Genomic DNA, 25,619 nt, shown 5'->3' with positions numbered 1-25,619 from the left:
GGCTCTGATCAGCGAGGCGGCATGCGGATGGCGCCGTCGAGGCGGACGTCCTCGCCGTTGAAGTAGGGGTTGGTGATCATCGCCAGCGCCAGCTCGGCATATTCCTCGGGCTTGCCCATGCGCTTGGGGAACGGCACCGAGGCGTCGAGCACTTCGCGCGCCTTCTCGGGCAGCGACATCATCAGCGGCGTGCGGAAGATGCCGGGCAGGATCGTGTTGACGCGGATGCCCTCGTTCATGAGATCGCGCGCGACGGGCAGGGTCATGCCGACGACGCCGGCCTTTGACGTCGCATAGGCGGCCTGGCCGACCTGGCCGTCCTCGGCCGCGGCCGAAGCGGTGTTGATGATCACGCCGCGATCGCCGTCCTCGCTCAGCGGGTCGAGCGTCAGCATGCCCGCAGCCGACTTGGCGAGCACGCGGAAGGTGCCGACGAGGTTGATCTGGATGATGAAGTTGAAGGCATCGAGCGGGAAGTGCTTGATCTCGCCCGTGGTCTTGTCACGGCTGACCGTCTTGATCGCATTGGCCGTGCCCGCGCAGTTGACCAGGATGCGCTCCTGGCCGTGGGCGGCGCGCGCCTTGGCGAAAGCGGCGTCGACGCTCTCATCCGACGTGACGTTGCACTCGCAGAACACGCCGCCGATCTCCTCGGCCAGCGCCTTGCCCTTCTCTTCCTGCAGGTCGAAGATCGCGACCTTCACGCCCTGCGCGGCGAGCGCGCGCGCGGTGGCCGCGCCCAGGCCCGAGGCGGCGCCGGTGACGACGGCGGCGATGCTGCTGTCGAGCTTCATGCAAGTCTTCCTTTCGTTCGCGATTGCGCGCCGTCGGCACCGGGAATCGGCAGGAAAGCACGCGGACAATCCGATTTAAGCAGCCGGTTAAACGGCGCCGTCAAGCCGGTCAATGACGTTGCGGAATTGGCCGGTTCGCGCGAAAAGGGGCGCGGGTCGTCATAAAAGATTTTCAGGGATTTCCAGTGAGCATCGAAGTTTCGCGGCGGTCGTTCCGCCGTGTCGCCTGGCTTGCGGCCTTCGCGCCTGCTTGCGCCACGCCGGCCCTGGCAGCCGGCGAGGCGCCGATCGTCGTGACCGGCTCGCGCATTCCCCGCGCGCCGGCCGAAAGCGCCGAACCGATCGATGCGACCTTGCGCGAATACCTGGACGACCGAGGCCTCACCAACCTGGCCGACGCGCTCAACGAGACACCCGGCGTGCGCGGCTCGGTCACGCTCGGCGGCGACCAGGCGGTCTATGGCCAGGGCGTCAACTTCATCAATCTCTACGGGCTCGGCTCGAACCGCACCCTGGTGCTGGTCAACGGCCGCCGCGTGGTCTCGTCAAACGTCCCCAGCGTGCTCGGCAACGCGACGCCGGGCACCCAGGTCGACTTCAACGTGGTGCCGACGATCCTGCTCGACCGGGTCGAGCGCGTCTCGATCGGCGGCGCACCGGTCTACGGCACCGATGCGATCGCGGGCACGGTCAACGTCGTGCTCAAGCGCCGGCTGACCGGGCTCGAAACGCGTGCCACCAGCGGCGTCAGCGGCCAGGGCGACAATGTCCGCTGGAACCTGGCGGCAGCGGGCGGGATCGACTTCGCCGGCGGCCGCGGTAACCTGACCGCGGCGCTCAGCTACGACCGGCTCGGCGCCGTCACCGGTGGCCAGCGCGGGATCTATCGCGCCAACCTCGGCAACGCGACCAACCCCTGCACCGTCGTGCAGGCCGGCGTCTGCTCGGCACTGAACCTCGTTGCCGCACTCGGCCCGGCGGGGCGCAGCCCCACCAACGACGGCAGGATCAATCCGAGCATCGGCTTCAACGACAGCCTGAGCGACGGCTTCCCCGGATCGGTGCTGATCCGCGACCTCAACCTGCCGGCGGTCTCGCGCGGCGGCGTGCTGTCGAGCGGCGCCGGCGCCTATGCCTGGCAGTTCGCGCCCGACGGCCAGCTCCGGGCCTTCGACAAAGGCACGATCTACGGCGCCCCCGTGCCCGGCGTCCTCGCCGCCGCGGCCATGGCCTCGGGCGGCGACGGTCTGCGGCTCAACGACTACCTCGCGTTGACCTCCAGCCTCCGTCGGCTCAACGCCAGCCTTTCGTTCACCTACGACCTGACAGACCGGCTGACCCTGTTCGCCGACGGCCTGTTCTACCACGGCCGCGCCGACCTGCCGGTCAAGCTGCCGACCTTCAACGCCGTGCAGTTCGGCGGTGGCTCCGCGCCGCTGACCTTCCGCACCGACAATCCGTTCCTGACCACCCAGGCGCGCCAGCAGCTTGCCGCGCTCGGCTATGGCAGCACCTTCCAGCTGAGCCGCGCCAATGCCGATCTCGCCGACACCTCGGGTCGCTCGGACAGCAAGATCTACCGCGGCGTGGTCGGCCTCGAAGGCAAGCTCGCGCTCGGCGGGCGTGACTATGGCTTCGAGGTGTCGCTAAACTACGGGCGCAGCGACTTCACCGACTACGGCCAGGCGATCGATCAGCAGCGCTTCGTCAACGCGGTCAACGTCGCGCGGGTCGGCGGGCAGATCGTCTGCTCGACGACGCCCACCGTCACCGGCTTCCCCGCAGGGCAGGCACCGATCGCCGATCCCGCCTGCGTCCCGCTCAACCTGTTCGGCGAAGGCGCCGCCTCCCCCGCCGCGCGCGCCTATGTGCTGCGCGACACCATCGCCCGGTCGCGGCTCGAGCAGGTGGTCGTCAACGCCAATCTCGGCGGCTCGCCCTTCGATCTGTTCGGCAATCCGGTCTCGTTCAATCTCGGCTTCGAGCACCACGAGGAAAAGGCGAGCTTCTCCCCCGATGCCTTCCTTCAGGCTGGGCTCGGCCGCGCCGCGGCAGCGGCGCCGACGGCGGGACGCTACGATCTCGACGAGGTCTTCGGCGAAGTGCTGGTGCCGTTGATCGCGCCCGAGAACGACAGCGTGTTCCACAGCCTCTCGGCCTTCGGCCGCGTTCGCCATGTCGACAACAGCGCCAATGGCCGGTTCACCGCCTGGGCGGCCGGTGGCAGCTTCGCGCCGATCGCCGATCTGGAACTCCGCGGCAATTTCACCCGCTCGTTCCGCGCGCCCGCGATCACCGAACTCTATTCGCCGCGCGCGGTGACCAACATCCCGGTGCCCGATCTCTGCTCGACCGCGAACATCGGCGCGGGTCCGGTGCCCGAAATCCGGCGGGCGAACTGCACGGCCTTCCTCGCACGCTATCCGAACGCTACGCCGCTGATCGCCGCCACGGTGACCGTGCCGACCTTCAACGGCGGCAATCCCGGCTTGCGCAACGAGCGCAGCGACAACCTGACCTGGGGCGCGCTGCTGCGCCCGCGCTTCCTGCCCGGCCTGAGTCTCGCTGCCGACTACATCCGGGTGCGCATCAGCGATCCGATCGCGAACCTCAGCATGACGCAGGTCGCGCAGGGCTGCTTCGACAATGCCGAATTCAACGCCAGCGATCCCGCCAGGGGCAACGCGTTCTGCGCGCTGATCGGCCGCGATGCGCAGGGCCAGGTCGTGTCCGACGCGCAGAACCCCGCGGTCACGCTCGGCTACGTCAACGGCAAGCGGATCGAAATGAGCGGCGTCCAGGCCGGGCTGGAATACCGCACCGACCTCTCGGGCCTCGGCCTGGCCGGCGCGCTCGAACTCGGCGGTGACCTGTTCCACTTGCGCCGTCGCCTGGTCGACGTCACCGGCGTCGCGCCGGCGCGTTCGGACGGCGTGGTCGGCGATCCGCGCTGGCAGGGCCAATTGCGCCTGCGCTACGCCAACGCTGCCTGGGGCCTGGCGACCAACGTCAACTACACGGGCGGCCGCGCGATCGCGCTGACCGGCCGCGGCGACGCCCCCAACGACACGCGCGAGTTCGATCACTTCGATCCCTTCGCGACAGTCGATGCCGCGCTCTTCGTCACGGCCGCCGAAAGCTACAAGCTGACCTTGTCGATCACCAACCTGTTCGACAGAGTCGGCCAGAAATATTTCGGCTATGTCGTGCCGCTCTCGATCAACGACGCGCTCGGCCGCCGCTTCGCGCTGAGCGTCAGCAGGACGTGGTGACCATGCAACTCATCGGCCAATACGACAGCCCCTTCGTCCGCCGCGTCGGCCTGGCGCTGACGCGCTACGGCATGGCCTTCACGCACCACCCGTTCTCGAGCTTCGGTGAGAGCGACAAGTTCGTCGCGCACAATCCGCTGCGCCGCGTGCCGACTCTAGTTCTCGATGACGGCGAGGCGCTGATCGACTCCTATGCGATCCTCGACCACCTCGACGAGGTCCACGGCCGCGACCGCGCGCTGATCGCGGCCTCCGGCCCCGAGCGCCGCGCGGCCTTGCGCCGCTGCGCTCTGGCGACGGGCGTGGCCGACAAGGCCGTGTCGTTCTTCTACGCGAAGATCTTCGCAGCCACGCTCGATCCGGCCTTCGTCGCGCGCAGCGAAGCGCAGATCCAGGACGGCATCGCCGCGCTCAACGACGCCTGTGCGGATCGCGCGGGGGACTGGTGGTTCGGCGCCGAGCCCGGCCACGACGACAACACCGTCGCCTGCGTCGCCCGCTTCGTCAGCGAGGCCTATGCCCACCTGGTGACGCTGGCGGACTATCCCGCGCTGGCCGATCACTGCGCCCGCGCAGAGGCGCGCAGCGAGTTCCAGGCGATCCAGCAGACGTTCATCCCGCCGGCTTGAGGCGGAGCTAACGACTAAACAGCCCGTCACCCCCGCGAAAGCGGGGGCCCATCTCCTGAGATTGCCGCTCGAACCGAGGGCTCGGGAGATGGATCCCCGCCTCCGCGGGGATGACGGTATTGTTGTTCGGCCTGGTTTCAGCTCACCGCGATCTCGAGCGCACCCTCGCCCTCGTCGATCTTGACCGTCGCGCCATCGGGAATCTCACCGCCGAGCAGCTTCTCGGCGAGTGGATCCTGCAGGTACCTCTGCACCGCGCGCTTCAGCGGACGCGCACCGTAGACCGGATCGTAGCCGACCCGCCCCAGCCAGCGCTCGGCCGCGGGGGTGAGGTCGAGCGTGATCTTGCGGTCCTTGAGCAGCTTCTGCACGCGCGCCACCTGGATCTCGACGATCGGCCCCATGTGCTCCTGCGCCAGCCGGTGGAACAGGATGATCTCGTCGAGCCGGTTGAGGAACTCGGGCCGGAAGTGGCTGCGCACGACCTCCATGACCTGCGGCTCGACCGTCTCTACATCCACCCCGTCGCCGAGGTTGGCGAGGTACTGGCTGCCGAGGTTCGAGGTCAGGATGATCAGCGTATTGGTGAAGTCGACCACGCGGCCCTGCCCGTCGGTCAGGCGTCCATCGTCGAGTACCTGGAGCAGCACGTTGAACACGTCGTTGTGCGCCTTCTCGACCTCGTCGAACAGCACGACCTGATAAGGCCGGCGCCGCACCGCCTCGGTCAGCACGCCGCCCTCGTCATAGCCGACATAGCCCGGAGGCGCGCCGATCAGGCGCGAAACCGAGTGCTTCTCCATGAACTCGCTCATGTCGATGCGGACCATCGCGGAGTCGTCGTCGAACAGGAAGCCGGCGAGCGCCTTGGTCAGCTCGGTCTTGCCCACACCCGTGGGGCCGAGGAACAGGAACGAGCCCAGCGGCCGGTTCGGATCCTGCAGACCCGCCCGCGCGCGACGCACGGCCTTCGACACGGCGACCACCGCGTCGCGCTGACCGATCACCCGCTTGCCGAGGACCTCTTCCATCTTGAGCAGCTTCTCGCGCTCGCCCTCCATCATCCGGTCGACCGGGATGCCGGTCCAGCGGCTGACGACGGCGGCGATGTCGTCGGCGGTGACTTCCTCGCGCAGCAGGGCATTCCCCGCCTGGCCCTGAGCCTCCTCGAGCTGCTTCTCGAGCTCGGGGATGCGGCCGTAGGTCAGCTCGCCCGCCTTGGCATAGTCGCCGCCGCGCTGCGCCTGTTCCAGCTCGATCCGGGCGGCGTCGAGCGCTTCCTTGATCTTGCCTTCCGACGCAATCTTGTCGCGCTCGTTCTGCCAGCGCGTGGTCAGCTCGCTCGACTGCTGCTCGAGATTGGCCAGTTCGTCGCGCAGCGCGTCGAGCCGGTCCTTCGAGGGCTGGTCGCTCTCCTTGGCCAGCGCCATTTCCTCGATCTTGAGCTGGATGATGCGGCGATCGAGGTTCTCGATCTCCTCGGGCTTCGACTCCACCTCCATGCGGATGCGGCTCGCGGCCTCGTCCATCAGGTCGATCGCCTTGTCGGGCAGGAAGCGGTCGGCGATGTAGCGGTTCGACAAGGTCGCCGCCGCGACGATCGCGTTGTCGGCGATGCGCACGCCGTGGTGCAGCTCGTACTTCTCCTTGATCCCGCGCAGGATCGAGATGGTGTCCTCGACCGTCGGCTCGCCGACGAAGACCGGCTGGAACCGCCGCTGCAGCGCCGGGTCCTTCTCGACGTACTTCTGGTACTCGTCGAGCGTGGTCGCGCCGATGCAGTGCAGCTCGCCGCGCGCGAGTGCGGGCTTGAGCAGGTTCGAGGCGTCCATCGCGCCGTCGCCCTTGCCCGCGCCGATCAGCGTGTGCATCTCGTCGATGAACAGGATGATGTGGCCCTCGGCCCCCTTCACCTCGTCGAGCACCGACTTGAGCCGTTCCTCGAACTCGCCGCGATACTTGGCGCCGGCGATCAGCGCGCCCATGTCGAGCGACATCAGCGCGCGGTCCTTGAGGCTGTCGGGCACGTCGCCGTTGGCGATACGCAGCGCCAGGCCCTCGGCGATCGCGGTCTTGCCGACGCCGGGCTCGCCGATCAGCGCGGGATTGTTCTTGGTGCGGCGGGCGAGGATTTGCACGGTGCGGCGGATCTCCTCGTCGCGGCCGATGACCGGATCGAGCTTGCCCTCGCGCGCCGCCTCGGTGAGGTCGCGCGCATACTTCTTGAGCGCCTCGTAGCTTTCCTCGGCCGAAGCCGAATGCGCCTGGCGACCGCCGCGCAGCTCGGTGATCGCGGCTTCGAGCGCCTGCGGCGTGAGATTGGCGGCCTTCAGCGCCTGACCCGCGGGCGTCGTGCTCGCGAGCGCCAGCGCGACGAGCATCCGCTCGACCGTGACGAAGCTGTCGCCCGATTTCTGCGCGATCTGTTCGGCCTGGTCGAGCACGCGCACGGCGTCGTTGTCGAGACCCGGGGGCTGCTGCGAGCCGCCACCCGAGACCGCCGGCAGCTTGGCCAGCGCCTTGTCGAGCTCCTGCACGGCATAGGCGGGATTGCCGCCCGCGCGCTGGATCAGCCCCGCGGCCATGCCTTCGCCGTCGTCGAGCAGCGCCTTCAGCAGGTGCTCGGGGGTGATGCGCTGGTGGCTATTGCGGATCGCGACGGTCTGCGCCGCGTTCAGGAATCCCTTGGCGCGATCGGTGAATTTTTCGAGGTTCATCTAGGGTACGTCCTCCTGTCGGCTAGGAGATAGTGTTGCCCTTAGGCCACACAAGTATGTCGCTCGGATTTCGCTGCAAATTCATTTGACCGTAATCCGCCGTTGCTTAGCTCTCACTCAGGAATTCTACGGAGAGGGGTGCGAATGCGCTACAGAACGCTGGCGGCAGCCGTGGGTTTCGGTCTGTGTTCGGGTGCCGCGATCGGCCAGAGCGAAAGCCCGAAATCCGCCCAGGGCGACCTCTCGGTCACGATCTACAACAACAACCTCGCGCTGGTGCAGGACGTGCGCCAGATCAGCCTGCCCGCGGGCAAGTCGCGCCAGGAGTTCGCCGACGTCTCGGCGCAGATCCGGCCCGAAACGGTGACCTTGTCGGGCGAAGGCTTCGGGATCGTCGAACAGAACTTCGACTACGACCTGCTCTCCCCCTCGGCGCTGATGCAGAAGGCGGTCGGCCAGACCGTGACCCTGCTGCGCACCAATCCCGCGACCGGCGCCGAGACACGCGAGCGCGCGACCGTGCTCGCGGCCAACGGCGGGGTCGTGCTCAGGATCGGCGAGCGGATCGAGGTCCTGCGCGATGACGGCCTGCCCGTGCGCGTGATCTTCGATTCGATCCCGCCCAACCTGCGCGCGCGGCCGACCTTGTCGGTCTCGGTCGACGCGCGTTCGGGCGGCAGCCGGCCGTTGACACTGTCCTATCTGACGCCGGGGATCGGCTGGAAATCGGACTATGTCGCGCTGTTCGACGAGAAGGCGGGCAAGATCGACGTCCAGGGCTGGATCACCCTGTCGAACAACACCGGCACCACCTTCAACAACACCCGCACCCTGCTCGTCGCCGGCGATGTCGGCTTCTCGGGCCAGAACCCCGGCTATTACCAGCCGCCGCGTCCGCGTGGCAACATGGCGGGCACCGAGAGCGGCAGCGGCCAGCGCCTCGGCGACTTCCACGTCTATCCGATCGAGGGCCGCACCACGATCGCCAATGCCCAGACCAAGCAGGTTTCGTTCCTCGACGCCTCGGGCGTGCCGGCGCGCAAGGGCTACGAATATCGCAACGGCTGGATGAACAGCCAGGACGAAGCGCAGAGCGCCGCCTCGGTGCTCAAGTTCTCGAACGCGCGCGCCGCCGGGATCGGCGAGGCGCTGCCGGCGGGCACGGTCCGCGTCTACATGCGCGACAGCCGCGGCCAGTCGCAGTTCATCGGCGAGAGCGAGATCCCGCACACCCCCGGCGGCTCGCAACTCGCGATCCGCACCGGCGACGCCTTCGACGTCAAGGTCCAGCCCGTGGTCGAGAAGCGCGACGTGATCACCAGCGAGCAGTGGCAGACCTACGCGCGCTGGACCGTGACCTATCCCGACGGCACCAAGAAGACCGCGGTCGGCGAAGTCCCCAAGCGCTATTACCGCACGCAGATGCGCTACATCGTCACCAATGCCAGCCCGGCGCCGGTCACGGTCGACGTGATCCAGGGCGGCCTCGGCCAGTGGTGGTGGTGGCGCGACCTGCGCGTCACCGACGAAAGCATCAAGGGCATGCAGGACAGCGCCGACGAACGCCGCTGGGAAGTGCCCGTGCCGGCCGAAGGCAAGGTCGAGCTGACGGCGACCTTTCTGACGCCGTGGTAAAGACCACGTTCCAATCCTTCCCTGCAAGGGGAGGGGGACCGCCAGCGAAGCTGGTGGTGGAGGGGTGTCACCCTCTCCGAGGCGGAGACACCCCTCCGTCAGCGCTACGCGCTGCCACCTCCCCTTGCAGGGGAGGATCTTTTCTGCTCGCCCTCCTCCTCGCCACCCCCGCCCTCGCCGAGCCGCCCGTCGTCCAGTCCGACGCGCCCGACACCGTCGCGGTCACGCTCTACCGCGATCCCGATCGCGGCGACGGCGCGATCGACCGCAACCGGCCGTCGTCCTTCGCGCTGATCTCCGAAACCCGCACCGTCACCCTGCCGCCGGGCGAGGTGACCGTCCGCTTCGAAGGTGTCGCCAGCGGGATCGTGCCGCAGTCGGCGATCCTGTTCGGCACCGACCCGCGCGAGCGCAACCGCGATGCCGCGCTGCTCTCGCAGAAAGGCCTGGTCGACGCCTTCACGGGCCAGGGCGTGATCCTGCGCCGTACCGATCCCGCGACGGGCACCACGGTCGAGGAACCGGCGACGATCCGCTCGGCCGCCGACCGCCTCGTCGTCACCACCCCGCGCGGGACCGAGGCGGTCTACTGCTCGGGGCTCAAGCAGACGCTGATCTACCCGCAGGCACCCGCGACCTTGTCGGCCAAGCCCGTGCTGTCGATGCTGACCAAGGACCAGCCGGGTGGCAGGGTGACGATCACCCTCGCCTATATCGCCACCGGCTTCGATTGGGATGCAACCTACGTCGGTACCTTAGCTCCCGATGGCAAGTCGCTCGAACTGCTCGGCTGGATGACCATGGCCAGCGGCGACGACACCAGCTTCGTCGATGCGACGACCGCGGCCGTCGCGGGCAAGATCAACCGATCGGACACGACGCGCGACGACAGCGGCGCGCGGATCAAGGCCGAGGCTTCGTCGCTCTACAAGCAGGCGCAGTGCTGGCCCATGGGCAACACGAGCAGCGGGCTCAATCCCCCGCCACCGCCACCTCCTCCGCCGCCGCCCGCGGCACCGATGATGATGGAGATGGCGGCAGGAAACATCGTCGTCACCGCTCGGCGCCGCGAGGAGAAGGCGGCGGTCGTCGCCGAAGCCGAAGGGCTCGGCGATCTCAAGCTCTACCGCATCCCCGTACCCGTCACCGTCGCCGCGCGCTCGCATAAGCAGGTCGCCTTTCTGGTGAAGGATGCGGTCCGCGGCGAGACGATCTACCGCACGGTGATCGACGAAGGCCCGAGCCCGATCGACAAGCTGTTCCGCTTCCGCAACCGCAAGGACAACGGCCTCGGCGATCCGCTGCCCGCGGGCAAGGCCGTGCTCTATCAGGAAGGCGAGCACGGCCGCGGCCTGATCGGCGAGGCTTCGACGCCCGACAAGGCGATGAACGAGGAGGTCGAGCTGGCCTTCGCCCGCGCCGGCGACGTGACGATCGAAACGCGCGAGCCTGCGAGTGCCAAGGCGCCCCACGTCCTGACGATCCGCAACGCCAATCCCTTCGCGGTCACCTTCGAGGCGGAATTCCACAACCTCGGCCGCACCTACCGCGGCCTGCCGAGCGGGCTGATCGCCAAGCCGGGCAAGCGCGTCTGGCGCCGGACGATCCCGGCGAACGAGACCGTGCAATTGTCGTATCGGGTGGACTGAGCGCTTCTCATCCTCCCCGGCACGGGGAGGTGGCATCCCGCAGGGATGACGGAGGGGGTTCTCCTTCAAACGCAGCGCCTGGCCGCGAGCCCCCTCCACCACGCCGCTTCGCGTCGCGGTCCCCCTCCCCGTGCCGGGGAGGATTAAATCTGTCCTCGCGTCGAATTTTCCCCCTACAGTCCCACCATGTTCGCACTCGATCAGGTGGCGGTGGCCTATGGCGACGTGCCGGCACTCGCGCCTACCACGCTCGCCATCGCTGCCGGCGAGACCCTGATCTTGCTCGGCCCCTCGGGCTCGGGCAAGTCGACCCTGCTGCGCACGCTCGCGGGACTGACGCCGTTCACCGGCGATCTGCGCTTCGAGGGGCGCCCCGTGACCGACTGGCGCGCGATGCGGCAGCGGCTGGGTTACGTGATCCAGGACGGCGGGCTGTTCCCGCACCTGACCGCGCGCGGCAACGTCGCGCTGATGGCGCGCGAGCTGAATTGGCCGGCCGAGCGGATCGCCGCGCGGGTCGACGAACTCGCCGCGCTGGTCGCGCTCGATGCCGCGCAACTCGATCGCTATCCGGGCGAGCTCTCGGGGGGCCAGCGCCAGCGCGTCGCGCTGATGCGCGCGCTGATGCTCGATCCCGCGGTGCTGCTGCTCGACGAGCCGCTGTCGGCGCTCGATCCGATCACGCGGGTACGGCTGGCCGAGGAACTGCGCGGCATTTTCGCAGGGCTCGGCAAGACCGTGGTCCTGGTCACGCATAGCCTCGGCGAAGCGCGCTTCTTTGGCGGAACCGCTGTGCTGATGCGCGACGGCAGGATCGTCCAGAAGGGTGCGATCACCGATCTGACCGAGCGCCCCGCCGAGCCTTTCGTCACCGAATTTCTCGCGGCGGAGGACGCGCTGTGAGGTGGCTGCTGCTGCTCGCGCTGATCGCTGCGCCGCTCCAGGCCGAAACCGTCGGCTCGAAGAAGTTCACCGAAGGCGTAATTCTGGGCGAGATCGCGCGACTCGCGCTCGAACGCGCGGGCGTGCCTGCGACGCATCGCCGCGAACTCGGCGGCAGCCGCATCCTCTGGGACGCGCTCAAGGCCGGCGAGATCGACGTCTATCCCGACTATACCGGTACCCTGCGCTTCGAGATCCTCTCGGGTCAGCATCTGGCGAGCGATGCCGACCTGCCCCGCGCGCTTGCCGCGCAAGGCTTGGCCATGTCCAAGCCGATCGGCTTTTCCAACGGCTATGCCCTCGCGATGCGCGCCGATGTCGCCAAGCGACTGGGGATCGCGACGATCGGCGATCTTGCCCGGCATCCCGAGCTTGCGATCGGGCTATCGAACGAATTCGTCGACCGCCAGGACGGCTGGCCGGCACTGTCGCGCGCCTACGGCCTCGGCGGGCTGAAAATCCTCGGGATCGACCACGACCTCGCCTACCGCGCCATCGCCGCGAACCAGATCGCCGTGACCGACGTCTACACCACCGACGCCGAGATCGTGACCTACGGCCTGACCGTCCTGCGCGACGATCGCCAGTTCTTCCCGCGCTACGACGCGGTCTTCGTCTATCGCGCCGGCCTGCCCGCCAAGGCGATCGCCGCGCTGGATGGGCTGGCAGGCTCGATCGACGAGGCCGAGATGCGCGAACTCAACCGCAAGGTCACGGTCGACAAGCTGAGCGAGACCGATGCGGCCCGCTTCGCGCTCGGCGAAACGGCGGGCAAGCCCGACGGAGACGGCCTCTGGCACCGCCTGCTCGACCGCACGCTCGAACACCTCTGGCTCGTCGCGGTCTCGCTCGCCGCCGCGCTGATCGTCGCCCTTCCGCTCGGGATCGCCGCTGCGCGCAATCGCCGGCTCGGCGCCCTCGTTCTGTCGCTGACCGGGCTGCTGCAGACGATCCCCAGCCTCGCGCTGTTCGTCATCCTGATCCCGCTGCTCGGCATCGGCGCGGCGCCGACGATCGCCGCGCTGTTCCTCTATTCGCTGCTGCCGATCGTGCGTAACACCCACGCCGGGCTCACCGGCATCGCCCCCGCCCTGCTCGACAGTGCCGACGCGCTCGGCCTGTCGCGCACCGCGCGGCTGCGGCGGGTGGAGCTACCGCTGGCCCTGCCGACGATCATGGCCGGGCTGCGCACCGCCGCGGTGATCGCCGTGGGCCTGGCCACGCTCGGCGCGATCATCGGTGCGGGCGGCTATGGCCAGCCGATCCTCACCGGCATCCGCCTCAACGATACACGGCTGATCCTCGAAGGTGCGATTCCGGCGGCGGTGATGGCGCTGGCGATCGAAGGCCTGTTCCACCTGCTGCAGACCGCGGTCACGCCGCGGGGCTTGCGCTTCCAATCCTGAACGCTTGCGCATAAGGCGCTGTGCAAGCGTTCAGCGAATGGAGAGACGAATGGCGAAGTTCACTCTGGAACAGGCAGCGGCGGTCGCGGCGATCCACCAGGTCATCAACGAATGGGGTGACGAGCTCGACCGGAACAGCGGCCGCCAGATGACCCAGGCCAAGGTGCTGACCGACGACGTCGCCTATTTCGTCGGCGGCGAATGGCGCGAGGGCATCGCCGCGACGCAGGCCTTCTACGACGAGCGCTGGGATCGCCTGACCGCGGCCGGCGGCGCCCCCGTCATGCGCCACCTCCACGTCAACTATCGCGTGAAGTTCGCCGCCGAAGACCATGCGACGGTGACCTTCCAGTTGCTGTTCTTCGCCAAGGTCGGCGAGCCGCCCTTCGTCGGCTTCTGCGATCCGCTGGCCGTCGCCGACGTGCGCATGGAATGCCGCCGCGATGCGACGGGCGACTGGAAGATCAGCCGCTTCGACAGCAACCAGGTGTTCCAGCGCGGGTAAAAAGGCCCGGGACGAGAACCGGACGAGGCGCCGCAACGCCTCGCCCGGCCTCGCATCACGTCACGCCGCCGCGAAACGCCTCTCGCCCCAGCGCACGTTCAGGCCGTTACTGGTGACGCCGCGCGTCGTGCGCTCGGCAATCGTGCCGACGAAATGCCACTCGCCCTTCACCTCGGCCGGGGTGACTTGCAGCGAGACATAGCCTCTCCGGCTCGTGTCGGAGAAGGCGAGACCCGGATTGGTCTCGCGCATGGCCTCGGCGAAGTCGGCCGGGGGCACGGCCGGCAGATAGGTCTCGAAGCCCGGCGAGGTGACGCCGTGGCCCGCATATTCCACACCGGCCGGACGCCCGTCGGCAAGCAGATCGTTGCCCCAGGCATTGTGGCTGTCGCCCGACAGCACGACCAGGTTGCTCCCGCTCGCCTGCGCCGCGCGCAGCAGCCGCTCGCGCGCCGCGGGATAACCGTCCCACGCGTCCATGTTGTAGGGCAGCCCCGCCTTCGACGCGGCCACCATGCCCATCAAGGTCCGGCGCGATCCCTCGGGCGCACCCGCGGGGATCCAGTCGGCGACCTTCTCGGGAATGCGCAGTTCGCCCATGACGATCTGCTGAGCCAGGATCTGCCAGCGCGTGCCCGCCTTGGCCGACCGCGCGATGCCCTGCTCCAGCCAGGCTTCCTGTTCGGCCCCCATCAGGGTGCGGTCCTTGGCGCTCCACGGACCGTCGCGGAATTCGGCGAAGGCCTTGTCGAGATCGCCCCGGCCCGCCAGCGCTTCCTTGAGGTCGAGCTGTTTCATGCGGCCGGTGATGCGCGTCTCCGGGCGGAACAGCGTGGCCAGCGAGCCGATCTGGTAGCTGTCGTAGCGCTTGTCCGACACGGGCATCCACTCGCGATAGACCCGCTCGGCCGTGGCCTTGCGCTGCCCCCAATCGCCTTCGCTGTCCGGCTGGTGGTTTTCCGCGCCGTCCTTCCAGCTGTCGTTGGTAAATTCATGATCGTCCCACTGGGCGATCATCGGGAACCGCTGATGCAGGCGGCGCAGGTCGGGATCGGCACGGTAGGAGGCATAGCGCAGGCGATAGTCGGCCAGCGCCACCATCTCGTTGGCGGGCAGAAAGTCCCTCCCGGCCAAGGCCTTGGCCGGATAGCGGCCGGGCCCATATTCGTAGAGATAGTCGCCGACGTGCACCATCAGGTCGAGGTCGTCGCGGGCCGCGGCATGGCCATAGGCGTTGAACCAGCCGAACGGCATGTTCGAGCAGGAAAACAGCCCGATGCCGAAGCGCTTGGTATCGCCTTCGGGCAGGGTGCGCGTGCGCCCCACCTCGCTGATCGTGCCGTCGGGCGCGACGAAGCGATAGTAGTACCAGCGATCGGGCGTCAGCCCCTCGACCACCAACTTGGCGCAGTGATCGTGTTCGGCCGCGGCGGTGACGTCGCCGCCGCCGACGATCCGGCCGAATGCCTCGTCCGCGGAAACCTCACAACGCAGCTTGCTGTCGCCGCTGCCGACATAGCGCGTCCACAGCAGCACCGATCGCGCCGAAGGTTCGCCGCTGGCCAGGCCATGGGTGAAACCGCGCGCGGTCAGCAGTTGGGCGACACCGGGCGTCGACAGCGCGGCGAGCCCGAAGGCGCCTGCTTTCAGCAGCAGGCGCCTGTCCATCTCGAATGTCATCGCAGTCCCTCCCGGCTCAGAACTTCGCGGTGAGCTGGACGCCGTAGAGGCGCGGCTCGGCCGGGATGAAGGTCGGGTATCCGAACGAACCGCCGGTGTTGCCGGCGTCCAGCAGGTACTTTTCGTTCAGCAGGTTTCGCGCATAGGCGGCCACCTCGTAACGCCCCTCGCCGAACGATACGCCGCCGCGCACGTTGACCAGCGTCACGGCATCCTGGCTGATCGCTTCGGTGTTGGGGGTCTCGAAGTAGATCTTGCTGCGGTGGGTCACGCTGGGCGTCAGGAACACCCGCGTGCCCTCGGCCACCGGCGCATCCACGGTGAAACCGGCCGCCCACTGCCACTTGGGCTGGAGACGGAACTGGTTACCCGCAAAGCGGCCGTTCTCGGGCTTGTTGTCGATACCGCCGTCGATATAGCCGACATTGCCGAACAGCTCGAACCAGTCGGTCACGGCGGCCTGCAACTCCGCTTCCACGCCGAGGTTGCTGGCGCTGCCCGCGCTCTGCGTCACGGTCGTGCCGTCGTCGCGGCGGACGCTGACCTGGAAGCTGTCGTACTTCTGGTAATAGACGCCCAGCGAGCCCGAGAAGATACCGGCCTTGCCCTTGATGCCGCCTTCATAGTTCCAGACGTTCTCTTCGGGGATCAGGGTGATGTTGGCCTGCGTCGCGTTGCGCGCCGCCACCGACACCGTCGGCGAACGGCGGCCCTTCGAGATCGTGCCGTAGAGGTTCAGGTTGCGGTTGAGGCGATAGAGCACATTGAAGCGCGGCAGCACGGCCTGGAAGCTGTCTTCCGACCAGAAATAGACGCCGTTGGTGTTGATCTGGCTGGCGATCAGCGGCCGGCCGGTCAGCTTCGAATTCGGCGCATAGGCGCCGAAGCCCGAACGACGCTTCTCGATCAGCAGGCGCACGCCGGCCGTCAGTTCGAGCGTGGGCGCAGGAACCCAGGTCGTCTCGCCGAACAGCGACCAGCTCTGGTTCTTGCCGCGGTTGTTGTACCAGCTCGAATAGGGGATCGGCGTCACGCCGCCATTGAGCGGCACCACCGACAGGTCCGGACCGATGCAGCCCAGCGGGTTCGTCGCGGCCGCGGCCGTGCATTTGATGAAGGTGTTCTCTTCGCCGGAGAAGGGCACGTACTGGTTGTTGTTCTCGATGAAATAGTTCCAGCCGAACGAGGCCCGGACCTTGTCGGTACGATAGGCGAAGCGGCCCTCATGACTCGCCTGCCAGCCCTGCGCGTTCTCGGCGAATTCGAGGAACCAGGCGCGCGAGCCGTCGGCGTCGAAGATTTCGAGCGAATCGAACTTGCGATAGCCGTTGACCGTGGTGAAGCTCCAGTCGTCGGCGAAGTTCCAGCTCGTCGTCAGGTTCACGTCGTAGACGTCGCGGTGGAGACCCAGCTTCGCCGCGCCCAGCACCTGCTCCGACAGCGGCGAACCGCCGAGCCAGACGTCGCCATAGACCGAACCCGACGGATAGACGGGGGGCACCTTCGGGTTGATGAAAGGCGTGCCCGAATTGCGCTGGCGGTCATAGGTGAGCACCAGGTCGGCGGTGAAGTCGTCGCTGGGCTTGAACCGCAGCGAGCCGCGCACGCCGAGCTGATCCTGCGCGTAGAGATCGTCCTGGACGGGATCGAGATTGTGCGAATAACCGTCACGCTTCTTGAACAGGAAAGCGATGCGGCCCGCCAGTTTCTCCGAACCCGCGTTGAGGAAGCCGCCGAGCTGGATCTGGTTGAAGTTGCCGTAGCCGCCCATCAGCTCTGCCGAAAAGCCCGGCTTGGGCTTGGCCGAGATCATGCTGATCGCGCCGATCGTGGAGGCCGTGCCGAACAGCGTCGCCTGCGGCCCCTTCACGACCTCGACGCGCTCGAGATCGTAGATGCCCTGATAGACACCGCGCGAACGCGAGATGTCGACGCCGTTGTAGTAGAGCGTCACGCGCGCGGCCTGCTGCGACGAGCCGCTGTCCGAGGTGATACCGCGGATGACGATGCCGGGATTGTTGGCGCTCTGCTCCTGGATGTTGAGGCCCGGGACATAGTTGGAAAGCTCGTCGAGATCGGAGACGCCGATCTTGCGCATACGCTCGTCGGAGATCGCGCTGATGGTGATCGGCACGTCGATGGCGCGCTGTTCGATCTTCTGGGCGGTGACGACGATCAGTTCGCCGTTGTCGGCTTCGGTTTCCGCCGCGGTCGCGGCGAAGGCCGATGCGCTGAACGTAGCAAGACAGGTGCCGACCGCGAGCTTCGCGGCGGCCGAATGGATAGGACTCACTGTAGCTTCCCCTATGTTGTCAGAGAGTTTTCGGACGCGGGTCGGCTAGCGGTGAAAAATTACGTCAAAATGGGATTTTCTTTTCGGATTTTGTACGAAAAAATCTCGGAAAAATGACAACGAATACAAGGATTCAGACAATACACCTGACGAAATACAAATAATTCGCCTACAATCGTCCTGATTGCGCTCGATGATCGGTATCGCACGCGCCGCAAGCCGGAACCCCTGCGACGTTTTCGAAGCGGGCCGAACGCGCAGGTCTCCGCTTTCGCGAGAACGACGAATGCGCCACAAATGCGCCATGCGTCGATTCCTTCTCGTTTCGCTTTCCGCGCTCGCCCTCTCGGCCTGCGCGACCCAGCCCACCGCCCCCGTCGCCAGCGCCCCCCCGGCGACGGCGCCCGCCAAGCCCGAGCCCGCACCGCTCAGCGCGCTCGTCGCGGCGGTGGACATTCCCTACGAGAGCTTCACCCTGGCCAATGGCCTGACCGTGCTGGTCCATACCGATCGCAAGGCGCCGATCGTCGGGGTGACCACCTATTACCGCATCGGCTCGAAGCACGAACCGCGCGGCAAGACCGGCTTCGCCCACCTCTACGAACACATCTTCTTCGGCGGCTCGGAGAACGTGCCCAATTTCGACAAGCCGCTCGAAGCCGCTGGCTCGACCCCGTCGAACGGCTCGACCTGGTATGACCGCACCAATTACGTCGAGACCGTGCCCAAGGGCGCGCTCGACATGGCGCTGTTCATGGAAAGCGACCGCATGGGCCACCTGCTCGGCGCGCTGACCCAGGACAAGCTCGATAAGCAGCGCGGCGTCGTCCAGAACGAGAAGCGCCAGGGTGACAACCAGCCCTATGGCCTCAGCGACTATGCCGTGGGCGACGGCCTGTTCCCCGTCGGCCACCCCTATCGCCACGCGACGATCGGCTCGATGGCCGATCTCGACGCCGCCAGCCTCGAAGACGTGCGCCAGTGGTTCAAGGACCACTACGGCCCGAACAACGCCGTGCTCGCGCTCGCCGGCGACATCGACGTCGCCACCGCGCGGCCGCTGGTCGAGAAGTGGTTCGGCGACATTGCCCGCGGCCCCGTGGTCAAGCCGGTCGTGGCCGATCCAGTGACCTTGCCCGCACCCGCCAAGCGCGAGATGACCGACCAGGTGCCCGTGCTGCGCCTCAGCCGCAACTGGAGCGGCCCCGGCATGAACGAGCCCGATGCGCTGGCGCTGCAAGTCGGCCTTCACATCCTCGGCGGCCTGTCGAGCTCGCGGCTCGATACCGTGCTCGTGCGCAACGAACAGCTCGCGGTCGCGGTGACCGCCGGCGCGCAGCCGTTCGAACAGGTCTCGTTCCTCGCCGCGCAAATGGACGTGAAGCCCGGGGTCGACCGCGCCAAGGCCGAAGCCCGCTTCGACCAGATCATCGCGCAATTCGTCGCCGAAGGGCCGAGCGCGGACGAGCTGCGCCGCGCCGCCACCTCGATCCTCTCGAGCCAGATCGGTGCGCTCGAAGAGGTCGGCGGCTTCTCGGGCAAGGGCGCGACCCTGGCCGAAGGACAGCTCTATTCGAACGATCCGGCACAGTACAAGAAGGACCTCGAACGGGTCGCGGCACTGACCCCGGCAGACGTCAAGGCGGCGCTCCAGCGCTGGCTCGGCCGCCCGGTCTTCTCGCTGGCCGTGGTTCCCGGCGAGCGCACCGAGAAGGGTGAGGCCATGGGCGGCTGGGGCGACGAAGCGCCCGGTGCCGCCAAGCCCAAGGCCGCCAAGCCCGGCGCCGCGATCAAGCCCGGCCCCAAGCGCGCGACACCGCCCATCGCCCCCGTGCCCGACTTGGTCGTGCCCACGATCGAGCGCGCCACGCTGTCGAACGGCATCCCCATCGCGCTCGCGCGGCGCACGACGATCCCCAAGGTCGTCATCTCGCTGGGCTTCGACGCCGGCTATGCCGCCGATGCGCTCGACACGCCGGGCACGCAGTCGCTGATGCTCAAGATGCTCGACGAGGGCACGACCACGCGCAGCGCCACCCAGATCGCCGAGGAGCAAGAGCGCCTCGGCGCGCAGATCGGCAGCGGCGGCAGCCAGGACACCAGCTCGATCACCCTGACCGCGCTGACCGCCAACCTCGCCCCCTCGCTCGAACTGATGGCCGACGTCGCGCGCAATCCCGCCTTCGCCGACAGCGAGGTCGCGCGCGTGCGCGACCAGCAGCAGGCCGCGCTGTCGCAGGCGCTGGCCAATCCGCGCGCGCTGGCCGGGCGCGAGCTGTCGAAGCTGCTCTACGGCAGCCACCCCTATGGCCAGCCGATCGACGGCCTCGGCGATGCCAAGTCGCTGGCCGCGCTGACCCCGGCGGCCTTGCGCGCCGCGCACGACAAGTGGCTGCGCCCCGATCTCGCGCGGATCACCGTCGTCGGCGACGTGACGATGGACCAGCTCAAGCCGCTGCTCGAGAAGGCCTTCGGCTCCTGGCAGGCACCGGCCACGGCCAAGCCGGTCAAGGACCTCGCCGCCTCGGTGCCCGCGCCGCGCCCGCGCATCGTCCTGGTCGACCGGCCCAATTCGCCGCAATCGGTGATCGTCGCCGGCCGCGTCCTGCCGCTGACCGGCCGCACCGCCGACATGGAAGCGCTCGACCTCGCCAACGAGGTCATCGGCGGCGGCTTCCTCTCGCGGCTCAACATGGACCTGCGCGAGGACAAGGGCTGGTCCTACGGCGTCTCGACCGGCATCCGCAGCCCCGCCGGCCCGCGCGCGCTGACCGTCGGTGCGCCGGTCCAGGCCGACAAGACCGGCGCGGCGATCCAAGCGATCGTCGCCGACATGAAGGCCTTCCCCGCGAAGAAGCCGATCGATGCCGAGGAACTGAACCGCGTCACCGACGGCAACATCCGTTCGCTGCCCAACCGCTTCGAGAGCAACGGCGACGTGCTCGGCGCGATCCAGCAGAACCAGCTGCTCGGCCGCCCCGACGACTACTACGCGACCTTGGCCAGCCGCTGGCGCGCGATCGACGGCAAGGCGATCGATGCCATGGCGAAGACCTACCTCCAGCCCGAGGGGCTGACCTTCGTCGTGGTGGGCGATCGCAAGCAGGTCGAGCCGCAGCTCAAGCGCCTCGGAATGCCCATCGAAATCGCGCCCGCGGTGGACGGGGGATCAGCCGCAGGCGGCGATTGACTTCGCCGCCGCGCGCTTCACAACTGCCCCCGATACCAAGTCGCAAACCAGGAGGAATGCCATGTCCGTTGCCGGAACCTACGACGTCGTCATCAAGACCCCGATGGGCGACCAGAAGGGCAAGCTCACCGTCAATCCGAGCGGCGACGCCTTCACCGGCAGCGTCACCAGCGACATGATGGGTTCGATGGAGATCGCCGACGGCCAGGTCGCGGGCAACACGATCACCTGGAAGATGGACATGAAGGTGCCGATGCCGATGACGCTCGAAGGCGAGGCCACGGTCGACGGTGACGCGATCACCGGCGCGGTCAAGGCCGGCGCTTTCGGCTCGATGGCCCTCTCGGGCAACCGCGCAGCCTGACATTTCCAGCCCGCTACAGGGCTGAAACATTCGCGACAAACCCTCGATACGATCCCCGGCTAAGCCCAGGCCGGGGATCGATCGGGAGTTTGCGAGATGCACAGGAATTTTGACGACGATCACGGGCACGGCCACGATCATGGCCTGGGCCACGATCTCAAGGCGCTCGAACGGCTGTTTCCGCGCCGGCGCGCGCTCGGGCTGATCGGCGCGGTGGGCACCACCGCGCTCGTCGCGGCCTGCGGCGGAGAGGGCAGTTCCTCGTCCTCGGGCACGACCACCGCCACGCCGACGCCGACACCCACCCCCAGCGCGACCGCCACGGCGACGCCCACCCCCACGCCGACCGCGACGAGCAGCGCCGCCTGCAACACCGCCGCCAGCGAGACCAACGGCCCCTACCCGGCCGACGGCACCAACAGCTCGAACGGGGTGACCTCGAACGCGCTGGTCGCCAGCGGCGTGCTGCGCAGCGACATCCGCTCGAGCTTCATCGGCAGCTCGACCGTCGCCGCGGGCATCCCGTTGACGCTCACCCTGACCCTGGCCAACGTCAACAACGCCTGCGCGGCGCTCGCAGGCTACGCCGTCTACATGTGGCACTGCGACCGCGACGGGAAGTATTCGCTCTACGACCTGCCGACCGAAAGCTATCTGCGCGGCGTCCAGGTCACCGACAGCAAGGGCCAGGTCACCTTCACCACGATCTTCCCCGGCTGCTACGCCGGCCGCTACCCGCACATCCATTTCGAGGTGTTCTCGAGCCAGGCCAATGCCACCTCGGGCCGCTATGCCGTGCTGGTCTCGCAGCTCGCGATGCCCGCCGAAGCCTGCGCCGCGGTCTATGCCACCAGCGGCTACGGCACGAGCCAGGGCAACTACGCCTCGACCTCGATCGCGCGCGATAACGTCTTCGGCGACAACACCACCGCGCAGATGGCGGTGATGACGCCGACGCTGACCGGCAGCGCCGCCGCCGGCTATACCGGCAGCACGACGATCGGGATCGCGACCTGACGACTTGCCATGGCGAAGACGATTGGCAATGCAGGCGGGGTGGCCGGTGAATCCATCCTGCTGGTCGACGACGACGCGCCGCTGCGCGCGCTGATCGGCGACTTCCTGCGCAACAACGGCTTCACCGTGCGCGAGGCGGAGGGCGGCAAGGCGATGCGCGCCGCCCTCGCCCAGGCGCCCAGCGATCTCGTCATCCTCGACGTCATGATGCCCGGCGAGGACGGGCTCTCCTGCCTGCGCGCGCTCCAGGGCGCCGGGGCGCCGGCGGTGATCATGCTTTCGGCGCTGGCCAGCGACATCGATCGCATCGTCGGCCTCGAAAGCGGCGCCGACGACTATGTTGCCAAGCCCTGCAACCCGCGCGAGCTGCTCGCGCGCGTGCGCTCGGTGCTGCGTCGGCGTCTGCCCCCGGCGGGACCGGAGACCCAGGCCTCGATCCTCGCCTTCGCCGACTGGCGGCTCGACGAGAGCGGCTGGATCCTGCGCGATCCCGCCGGCCAACCGGTCACGCTCAGCGCCAGCGAGATCCGCCTGCTCGCCGCGCTCGTCCGCGCGCGCGGCGCCGTGCTCAACCGCGACCAGCTGATGGACGCGGTCCACGGCATCGACGGGCTGGCCTACGATCGCGCGATCGACATCCACATCAGCCGCCTGCGCCGCAAGCTGCAGGATCGTGGGGGTGAGGACCTGATCCGCACCGTCCGCGGCGCCGGCTATGGCCTGACCTGCCCGGTCGAGCGACTGTGACGCTCCACCGCCGCTCGATCGCCGCGCAGATCATCCTGCTCGTCGCCGTCGCCGTGCTGATCACGGCCGCGGTAATGATCGCGATCACCTTCAACGGCCCGCCGCCCAAGGCCCCGCCGATCCAGCTCGGCGACGTCGCCGCGGCGCTGCGCGGCGAGCGCAGCCGGCATCCGGACGGCGAACGCTTCCACCGCAGCAGCGCCACGACCGAGCCCCGCGCCGCAGCCGGCGAACGCCGCGACGCCGCGATCGAGCGCCAGCTCGCGGAAGCCCTCGGCGCCCCGCCTACGGACCTGCGCGCCTATGTCGCGTTGCCGCCCCCGCCGCCCGAGGCCGCCAGGAGGGGACCACCGGGCATGCCGCGCTTTATCCCCGGCGAGGCCCGCTTCGCCTGGCACACCGCGGGCAACTGGCAGGTCGTACGGCTCGATCCCGCACCGATCTCGCTGCCCTGGTGGGCGACCGTCGCGACGGCGACCGCGCTGGTGCTCGCGGCGATCATCGGGCTCGCCTGGCGTCTGGCGCGCGCGATCACCCGTCCGCTCGACCGCCTCGCCGCCGAGGTCCGCGGCGATGGCCCCGGGCTCCACGTGGCCGAGGAGAGCGGTCCGCCCGAGGTGGCCGTGGTCGCCGGCGCACTCGCGGCCTTCCAGCGCAGCCAGATCGACCAGGTCGCGCAGCGCACGCGCATGCTCTCGGCGATCGCGCACGATCTCGGCACGCCGCTGACCCGCCTCGCCTTCCGGCTCGAGGCCCTGCCCGAAGCCCAGCGCGACGCCGCCCAGGCAGATATCGCCGCGATGCGCCGGCTGATCGAGGATTCGCTCGCGCTCGACCGCAGCGGCAGCGAGCCCGCCGAGCGCTTCGACCTGGCCGAGCTGGTCGCGGCGATGGTCGACGAATGCGCGGTCCAGGACCTGCCCGTCACGGCTGACGTCATGAAGTCAGTGCCGGTGATCGCTTCGCAGATGGCGCTGCGCCGGTTGATCCAGAACCTGATCGACAACGCCCTGCGCTATGGCGCGAGCGCAGACCTGCAACTCGCGCACGACGGTGCCCAGGCGCTGCTGGTCGTGCGCGACCGGGGGCCCGGTTTCAGTGCGGAAATGCTTGCCTATGGCTGCCAGCCCTTCGCCCGCGGCGAGGCCTCGCGCAATCGCGAGACCGGCGGGAGCGGGCTCGGCCTGGCCATCTCTGCAGCCATCGCCCAGCAGTATCGCGGCGCGCTCGTACTGGCGAATGGCGCCAGCGGCGGCGAGGTGCGGCTGAGCCTGCCCCTCGCCCCCGGTTCTTAACCCAGCGCCTTCTTCAGCAGCTCGTTGACGACGCCGGGATTGGCCTTGCCCTGCATGGCCTTCATCGTCTGGCCGACGAAGAAGCCGAACAGGGCTTCCTTGCCGCCCTTGTACTGCTCGACCTTGTCGGCGTTGTCGGCGAGGATCTTGGCGATCGCCGCCTCGATCGCGCCGGTGTCCGAGGTCTGCTGGTTGGCCTCGATCTCCTTGGCGAGATCGATGTCGCCGGTCAGGTAGAGCGCGAAGATCTCCTTGGCCTTGCTGCCCGAGATCGCACCGCTCTCGGCCGCGACGACGAGCGCCGTATTGGCTTCGAGCGAGTTCTTGGGATCGCTCGCCAGAACGTTGTTCGCGCTGAGAACACCAGCGCGCTCCGACAGCAGCCAGTTGGCCACGCGCTTGGCGACGTCGGCCTCGCCCTTGCCGCTGGCCTTGGCCACCGACGCGAGCAGTTCCTCGAAGGCCATGGCCGTCTCGACCTCGGCGGTCAGGGCATTGGCGTTGTAGGCCGAGAGGCCCAGCGGCCCCTCGTAGCGCGCGCGCTTGGCATCGGGCAGTTCGGGCAGCGAGGCCCGGCACTCGGCGAGGAAAGCCTCGTCGAGTTCGAGCGGCAACAGATCGGGATCGGGGAAGTAGCGATAGTCGTGCGCGTCTTCCTTCGAGCGCATCGAACGCGTCTCGTTCCTGTCGGGATCGTAGAGCCGGGTTTCCTGGACGACCGTGCCGCCATCCTCGATCAGATCGATCTGGCGGCGCGCCTCCTGCTCGACCACGGCCATGACGAAGCGCACCGAGTTGACGTTCTTCGTCTCGGTCCGGGTACCGAACTCGGCGCCGGGCTTGCGCACGCTGACGTTGACGTCGGCGCGCATCGAGCCTTCTTCCATATTGCCGTCGCACGAGCCGACATAGCGCAGGATCGTCCTGAGCTTACGCAGGTAAGCCCCTGCTTCGGCAGGTGAACGCATGTCGGGCTTCGACACGATTTCCATCAGCGCCACGCCCGAGCGGTTGAGGTCGACATAGGACATCGTCGGGTGCTGATCGTGCATCAGCTTGCCCGCGTCCTGCTCGACGTGGATGCGCTCGATGCCGATCGTCTTGACCGCCTCGGGGTTCTTCTCGTCGAGGCTGACCTCGATCTCGCCCTCGCCCACCAGCGGGTGGTAGAGCTGGCTGATCTGGTAGCCCTGCGGCAGATCGGCGTAGAAGTAGTTCTTGCGGTCGAAGCGCGACCACTTGTTGATCGGCGCGTTGATCGCCATGCCGGTGCGCACCGCCTGGCGGATGCACTCCTTGTTGAGCACGGGCAGCATGCCGGGCATCGCCGCGTCGACCAGCGACACCTGCGAATTGGGCTCGGCCCCGAAGGCCGTCGCCGACCCCGAGAACAGCTTGGACTTCGAGACAACCTGGGCGTGGACCTCGAGGCCTATCACGACCTCCCAGTCGCCGGTTTCGCCCTTGATGCGATATTCGCTCAT

General features: G+C 68.2%; 17 protein-coding genes. 12 read left to right on the top strand and 5 right to left on the bottom strand.

Going from position 1 to position 25,619, the window contains the following annotated elements; translation table 11 throughout:
* Positions 1–8: 8 nt before the first annotated feature.
* The gene (locus OLX23_RS01490; protein ID WP_264442451.1) at positions 9–794 is read right to left on the bottom strand and encodes an SDR family oxidoreductase; all 786 of its coding nucleotides are present in this window, start codon (positions 792–794) and stop codon (positions 9–11) included.
* A gap of 185 nt (positions 795–979) precedes the next feature.
* Here OLX23_RS01490 and OLX23_RS01485 point away from each other — a divergent pair, with 185 nt between their 5' ends.
* Both OLX23_RS01485 and OLX23_RS01480 read left to right on the top strand, forming a co-directional pair.
* Positions 980–4,066 (top strand): TonB-dependent receptor domain-containing protein, encoded by a 3,087-nt coding sequence (locus OLX23_RS01485; protein WP_264442449.1) that lies wholly within the window; start codon positions 980–982, stop codon positions 4,064–4,066.
* 2 nt (positions 4,067–4,068) lie between these two features.
* Positions 4,069–4,695 (top strand): glutathione S-transferase family protein, encoded by a 627-nt coding sequence (locus OLX23_RS01480; RefSeq protein ID WP_264443698.1) that lies wholly within the window; start codon positions 4,069–4,071, stop codon positions 4,693–4,695.
* Positions 4,696–4,832: 137 nt separating this feature from the next.
* On the opposite strand, the gene clpB is transcribed toward OLX23_RS01480, so the two are convergent.
* Positions 4,833–7,412 carry an ATP-dependent chaperone ClpB gene (gene clpB, locus OLX23_RS01475; protein WP_264442447.1) on the bottom strand — a complete coding sequence of 860 codons (2,580 nt, stop codon included), beginning with the start codon at positions 7,410–7,412 and terminating at the stop codon, positions 4,833–4,835.
* A gap of 144 nt (positions 7,413–7,556) precedes the next feature.
* Between clpB and OLX23_RS01470 the strand changes: the two genes are divergently transcribed.
* The 5 genes from OLX23_RS01470 (at position 7,557) to OLX23_RS01450 (ending at position 13,549) form a co-directional block, all read left to right on the top strand.
* Positions 7,557–9,047, top strand: coding sequence for a DUF4139 domain-containing protein (locus OLX23_RS01470; protein WP_264442445.1), 1,491 nt, complete (start codon positions 7,557–7,559; stop codon positions 9,045–9,047).
* 56 nt (positions 9,048–9,103) lie between these two features.
* The gene (locus tag OLX23_RS01465; protein ID WP_264442442.1) at positions 9,104–10,696 is read left to right on the top strand and encodes a DUF4139 domain-containing protein; all 1,593 of its coding nucleotides are present in this window, start codon (positions 9,104–9,106) and stop codon (positions 10,694–10,696) included.
* A gap of 186 nt (positions 10,697–10,882) precedes the next feature.
* On the top strand, positions 10,883–11,599 hold the full coding sequence (locus OLX23_RS01460) for an ABC transporter ATP-binding protein (RefSeq protein WP_264442440.1): 717 nt from the start codon (positions 10,883–10,885) through the stop codon (positions 11,597–11,599).
* Positions 11,596–13,044, top strand: a complete 1,449-nt coding sequence (locus OLX23_RS01455; RefSeq protein WP_264442437.1) for a glycine betaine ABC transporter substrate-binding protein — start codon at positions 11,596–11,598, stop codon at positions 13,042–13,044. The genes OLX23_RS01460 and OLX23_RS01455 overlap by 4 nt, the downstream gene beginning before the upstream one ends.
* Positions 13,045–13,093: 49 nt before the next feature.
* Positions 13,094–13,549: a hypothetical protein gene (locus OLX23_RS01450; RefSeq protein WP_264442435.1), complete on the top strand. Its 456-nt coding sequence runs from the start codon at positions 13,094–13,096 to the stop codon at positions 13,547–13,549.
* Positions 13,550–13,609: 60 nt separating this feature from the next.
* On the opposite strand, the gene OLX23_RS01445 is transcribed toward OLX23_RS01450, so the two are convergent.
* A complete protein-coding gene (locus tag OLX23_RS01445; protein WP_264442434.1) occupies positions 13,610–15,229 on the bottom strand; it encodes an alkaline phosphatase D family protein in 1,620 nt (539 codons plus the stop codon).
* A gap of 16 nt (positions 15,230–15,245) precedes the next feature.
* A complete protein-coding gene (locus OLX23_RS01440; RefSeq protein ID WP_413629778.1) occupies positions 15,246–17,513 on the bottom strand; it encodes a TonB-dependent receptor in 2,268 nt (755 codons plus the stop codon).
* Positions 17,514–17,826: 313 nt separating this feature from the next.
* Between OLX23_RS01440 and OLX23_RS01435 the strand changes: the two genes are divergently transcribed.
* The 5 genes from OLX23_RS01435 to OLX23_RS01415 all read left to right on the top strand — a co-directional run bounded on the left by OLX23_RS01435 (position 17,827) and on the right by OLX23_RS01415 (position 24,135).
* Positions 17,827–20,712, top strand: coding sequence for a M16 family metallopeptidase (locus tag OLX23_RS01435; protein ID WP_264442430.1), 2,886 nt, complete (start codon positions 17,827–17,829; stop codon positions 20,710–20,712).
* Between the two features lie 61 nt (positions 20,713–20,773).
* The gene (locus OLX23_RS01430; protein WP_264442427.1) at positions 20,774–21,076 is read left to right on the top strand and encodes a hypothetical protein; all 303 of its coding nucleotides are present in this window, start codon (positions 20,774–20,776) and stop codon (positions 21,074–21,076) included.
* 96 nt (positions 21,077–21,172) lie between these two features.
* Positions 21,173–22,093: an intradiol ring-cleavage dioxygenase gene (locus OLX23_RS01425; protein ID WP_264442425.1), complete on the top strand. Its 921-nt coding sequence runs from the start codon at positions 21,173–21,175 to the stop codon at positions 22,091–22,093.
* Between the two features lie 9 nt (positions 22,094–22,102).
* Positions 22,103–22,840 (top strand): response regulator, encoded by a 738-nt coding sequence (locus OLX23_RS01420; RefSeq protein WP_264442424.1) that lies wholly within the window; start codon positions 22,103–22,105, stop codon positions 22,838–22,840.
* A complete protein-coding gene (locus OLX23_RS01415) occupies positions 22,837–24,135 on the top strand; it encodes a sensor histidine kinase (RefSeq protein WP_264442423.1) in 1,299 nt (432 codons plus the stop codon). The genes OLX23_RS01420 and OLX23_RS01415 overlap by 4 nt, the downstream gene beginning before the upstream one ends.
* Here OLX23_RS01415 and gatB read toward each other — a convergent pair.
* Positions 24,132–25,619 (bottom strand): Asp-tRNA(Asn)/Glu-tRNA(Gln) amidotransferase subunit GatB, encoded by a 1,488-nt coding sequence (gene gatB / locus OLX23_RS01410; protein WP_264442420.1) that lies wholly within the window; start codon positions 25,617–25,619, stop codon positions 24,132–24,134. The genes OLX23_RS01415 and gatB overlap by 4 nt on opposite strands.

Origin of the sequence: Novosphingobium sp. JCM 18896 (genome assembly GCF_025938095.1) — a bacterium.
Lineage (GTDB): Bacteria > Pseudomonadota > Alphaproteobacteria > Sphingomonadales > Sphingomonadaceae > Novosphingobium.
Note: the sequence above shows the minus strand (reverse complement) of the source record. Positions and strands in the feature narration are given on the sequence as shown.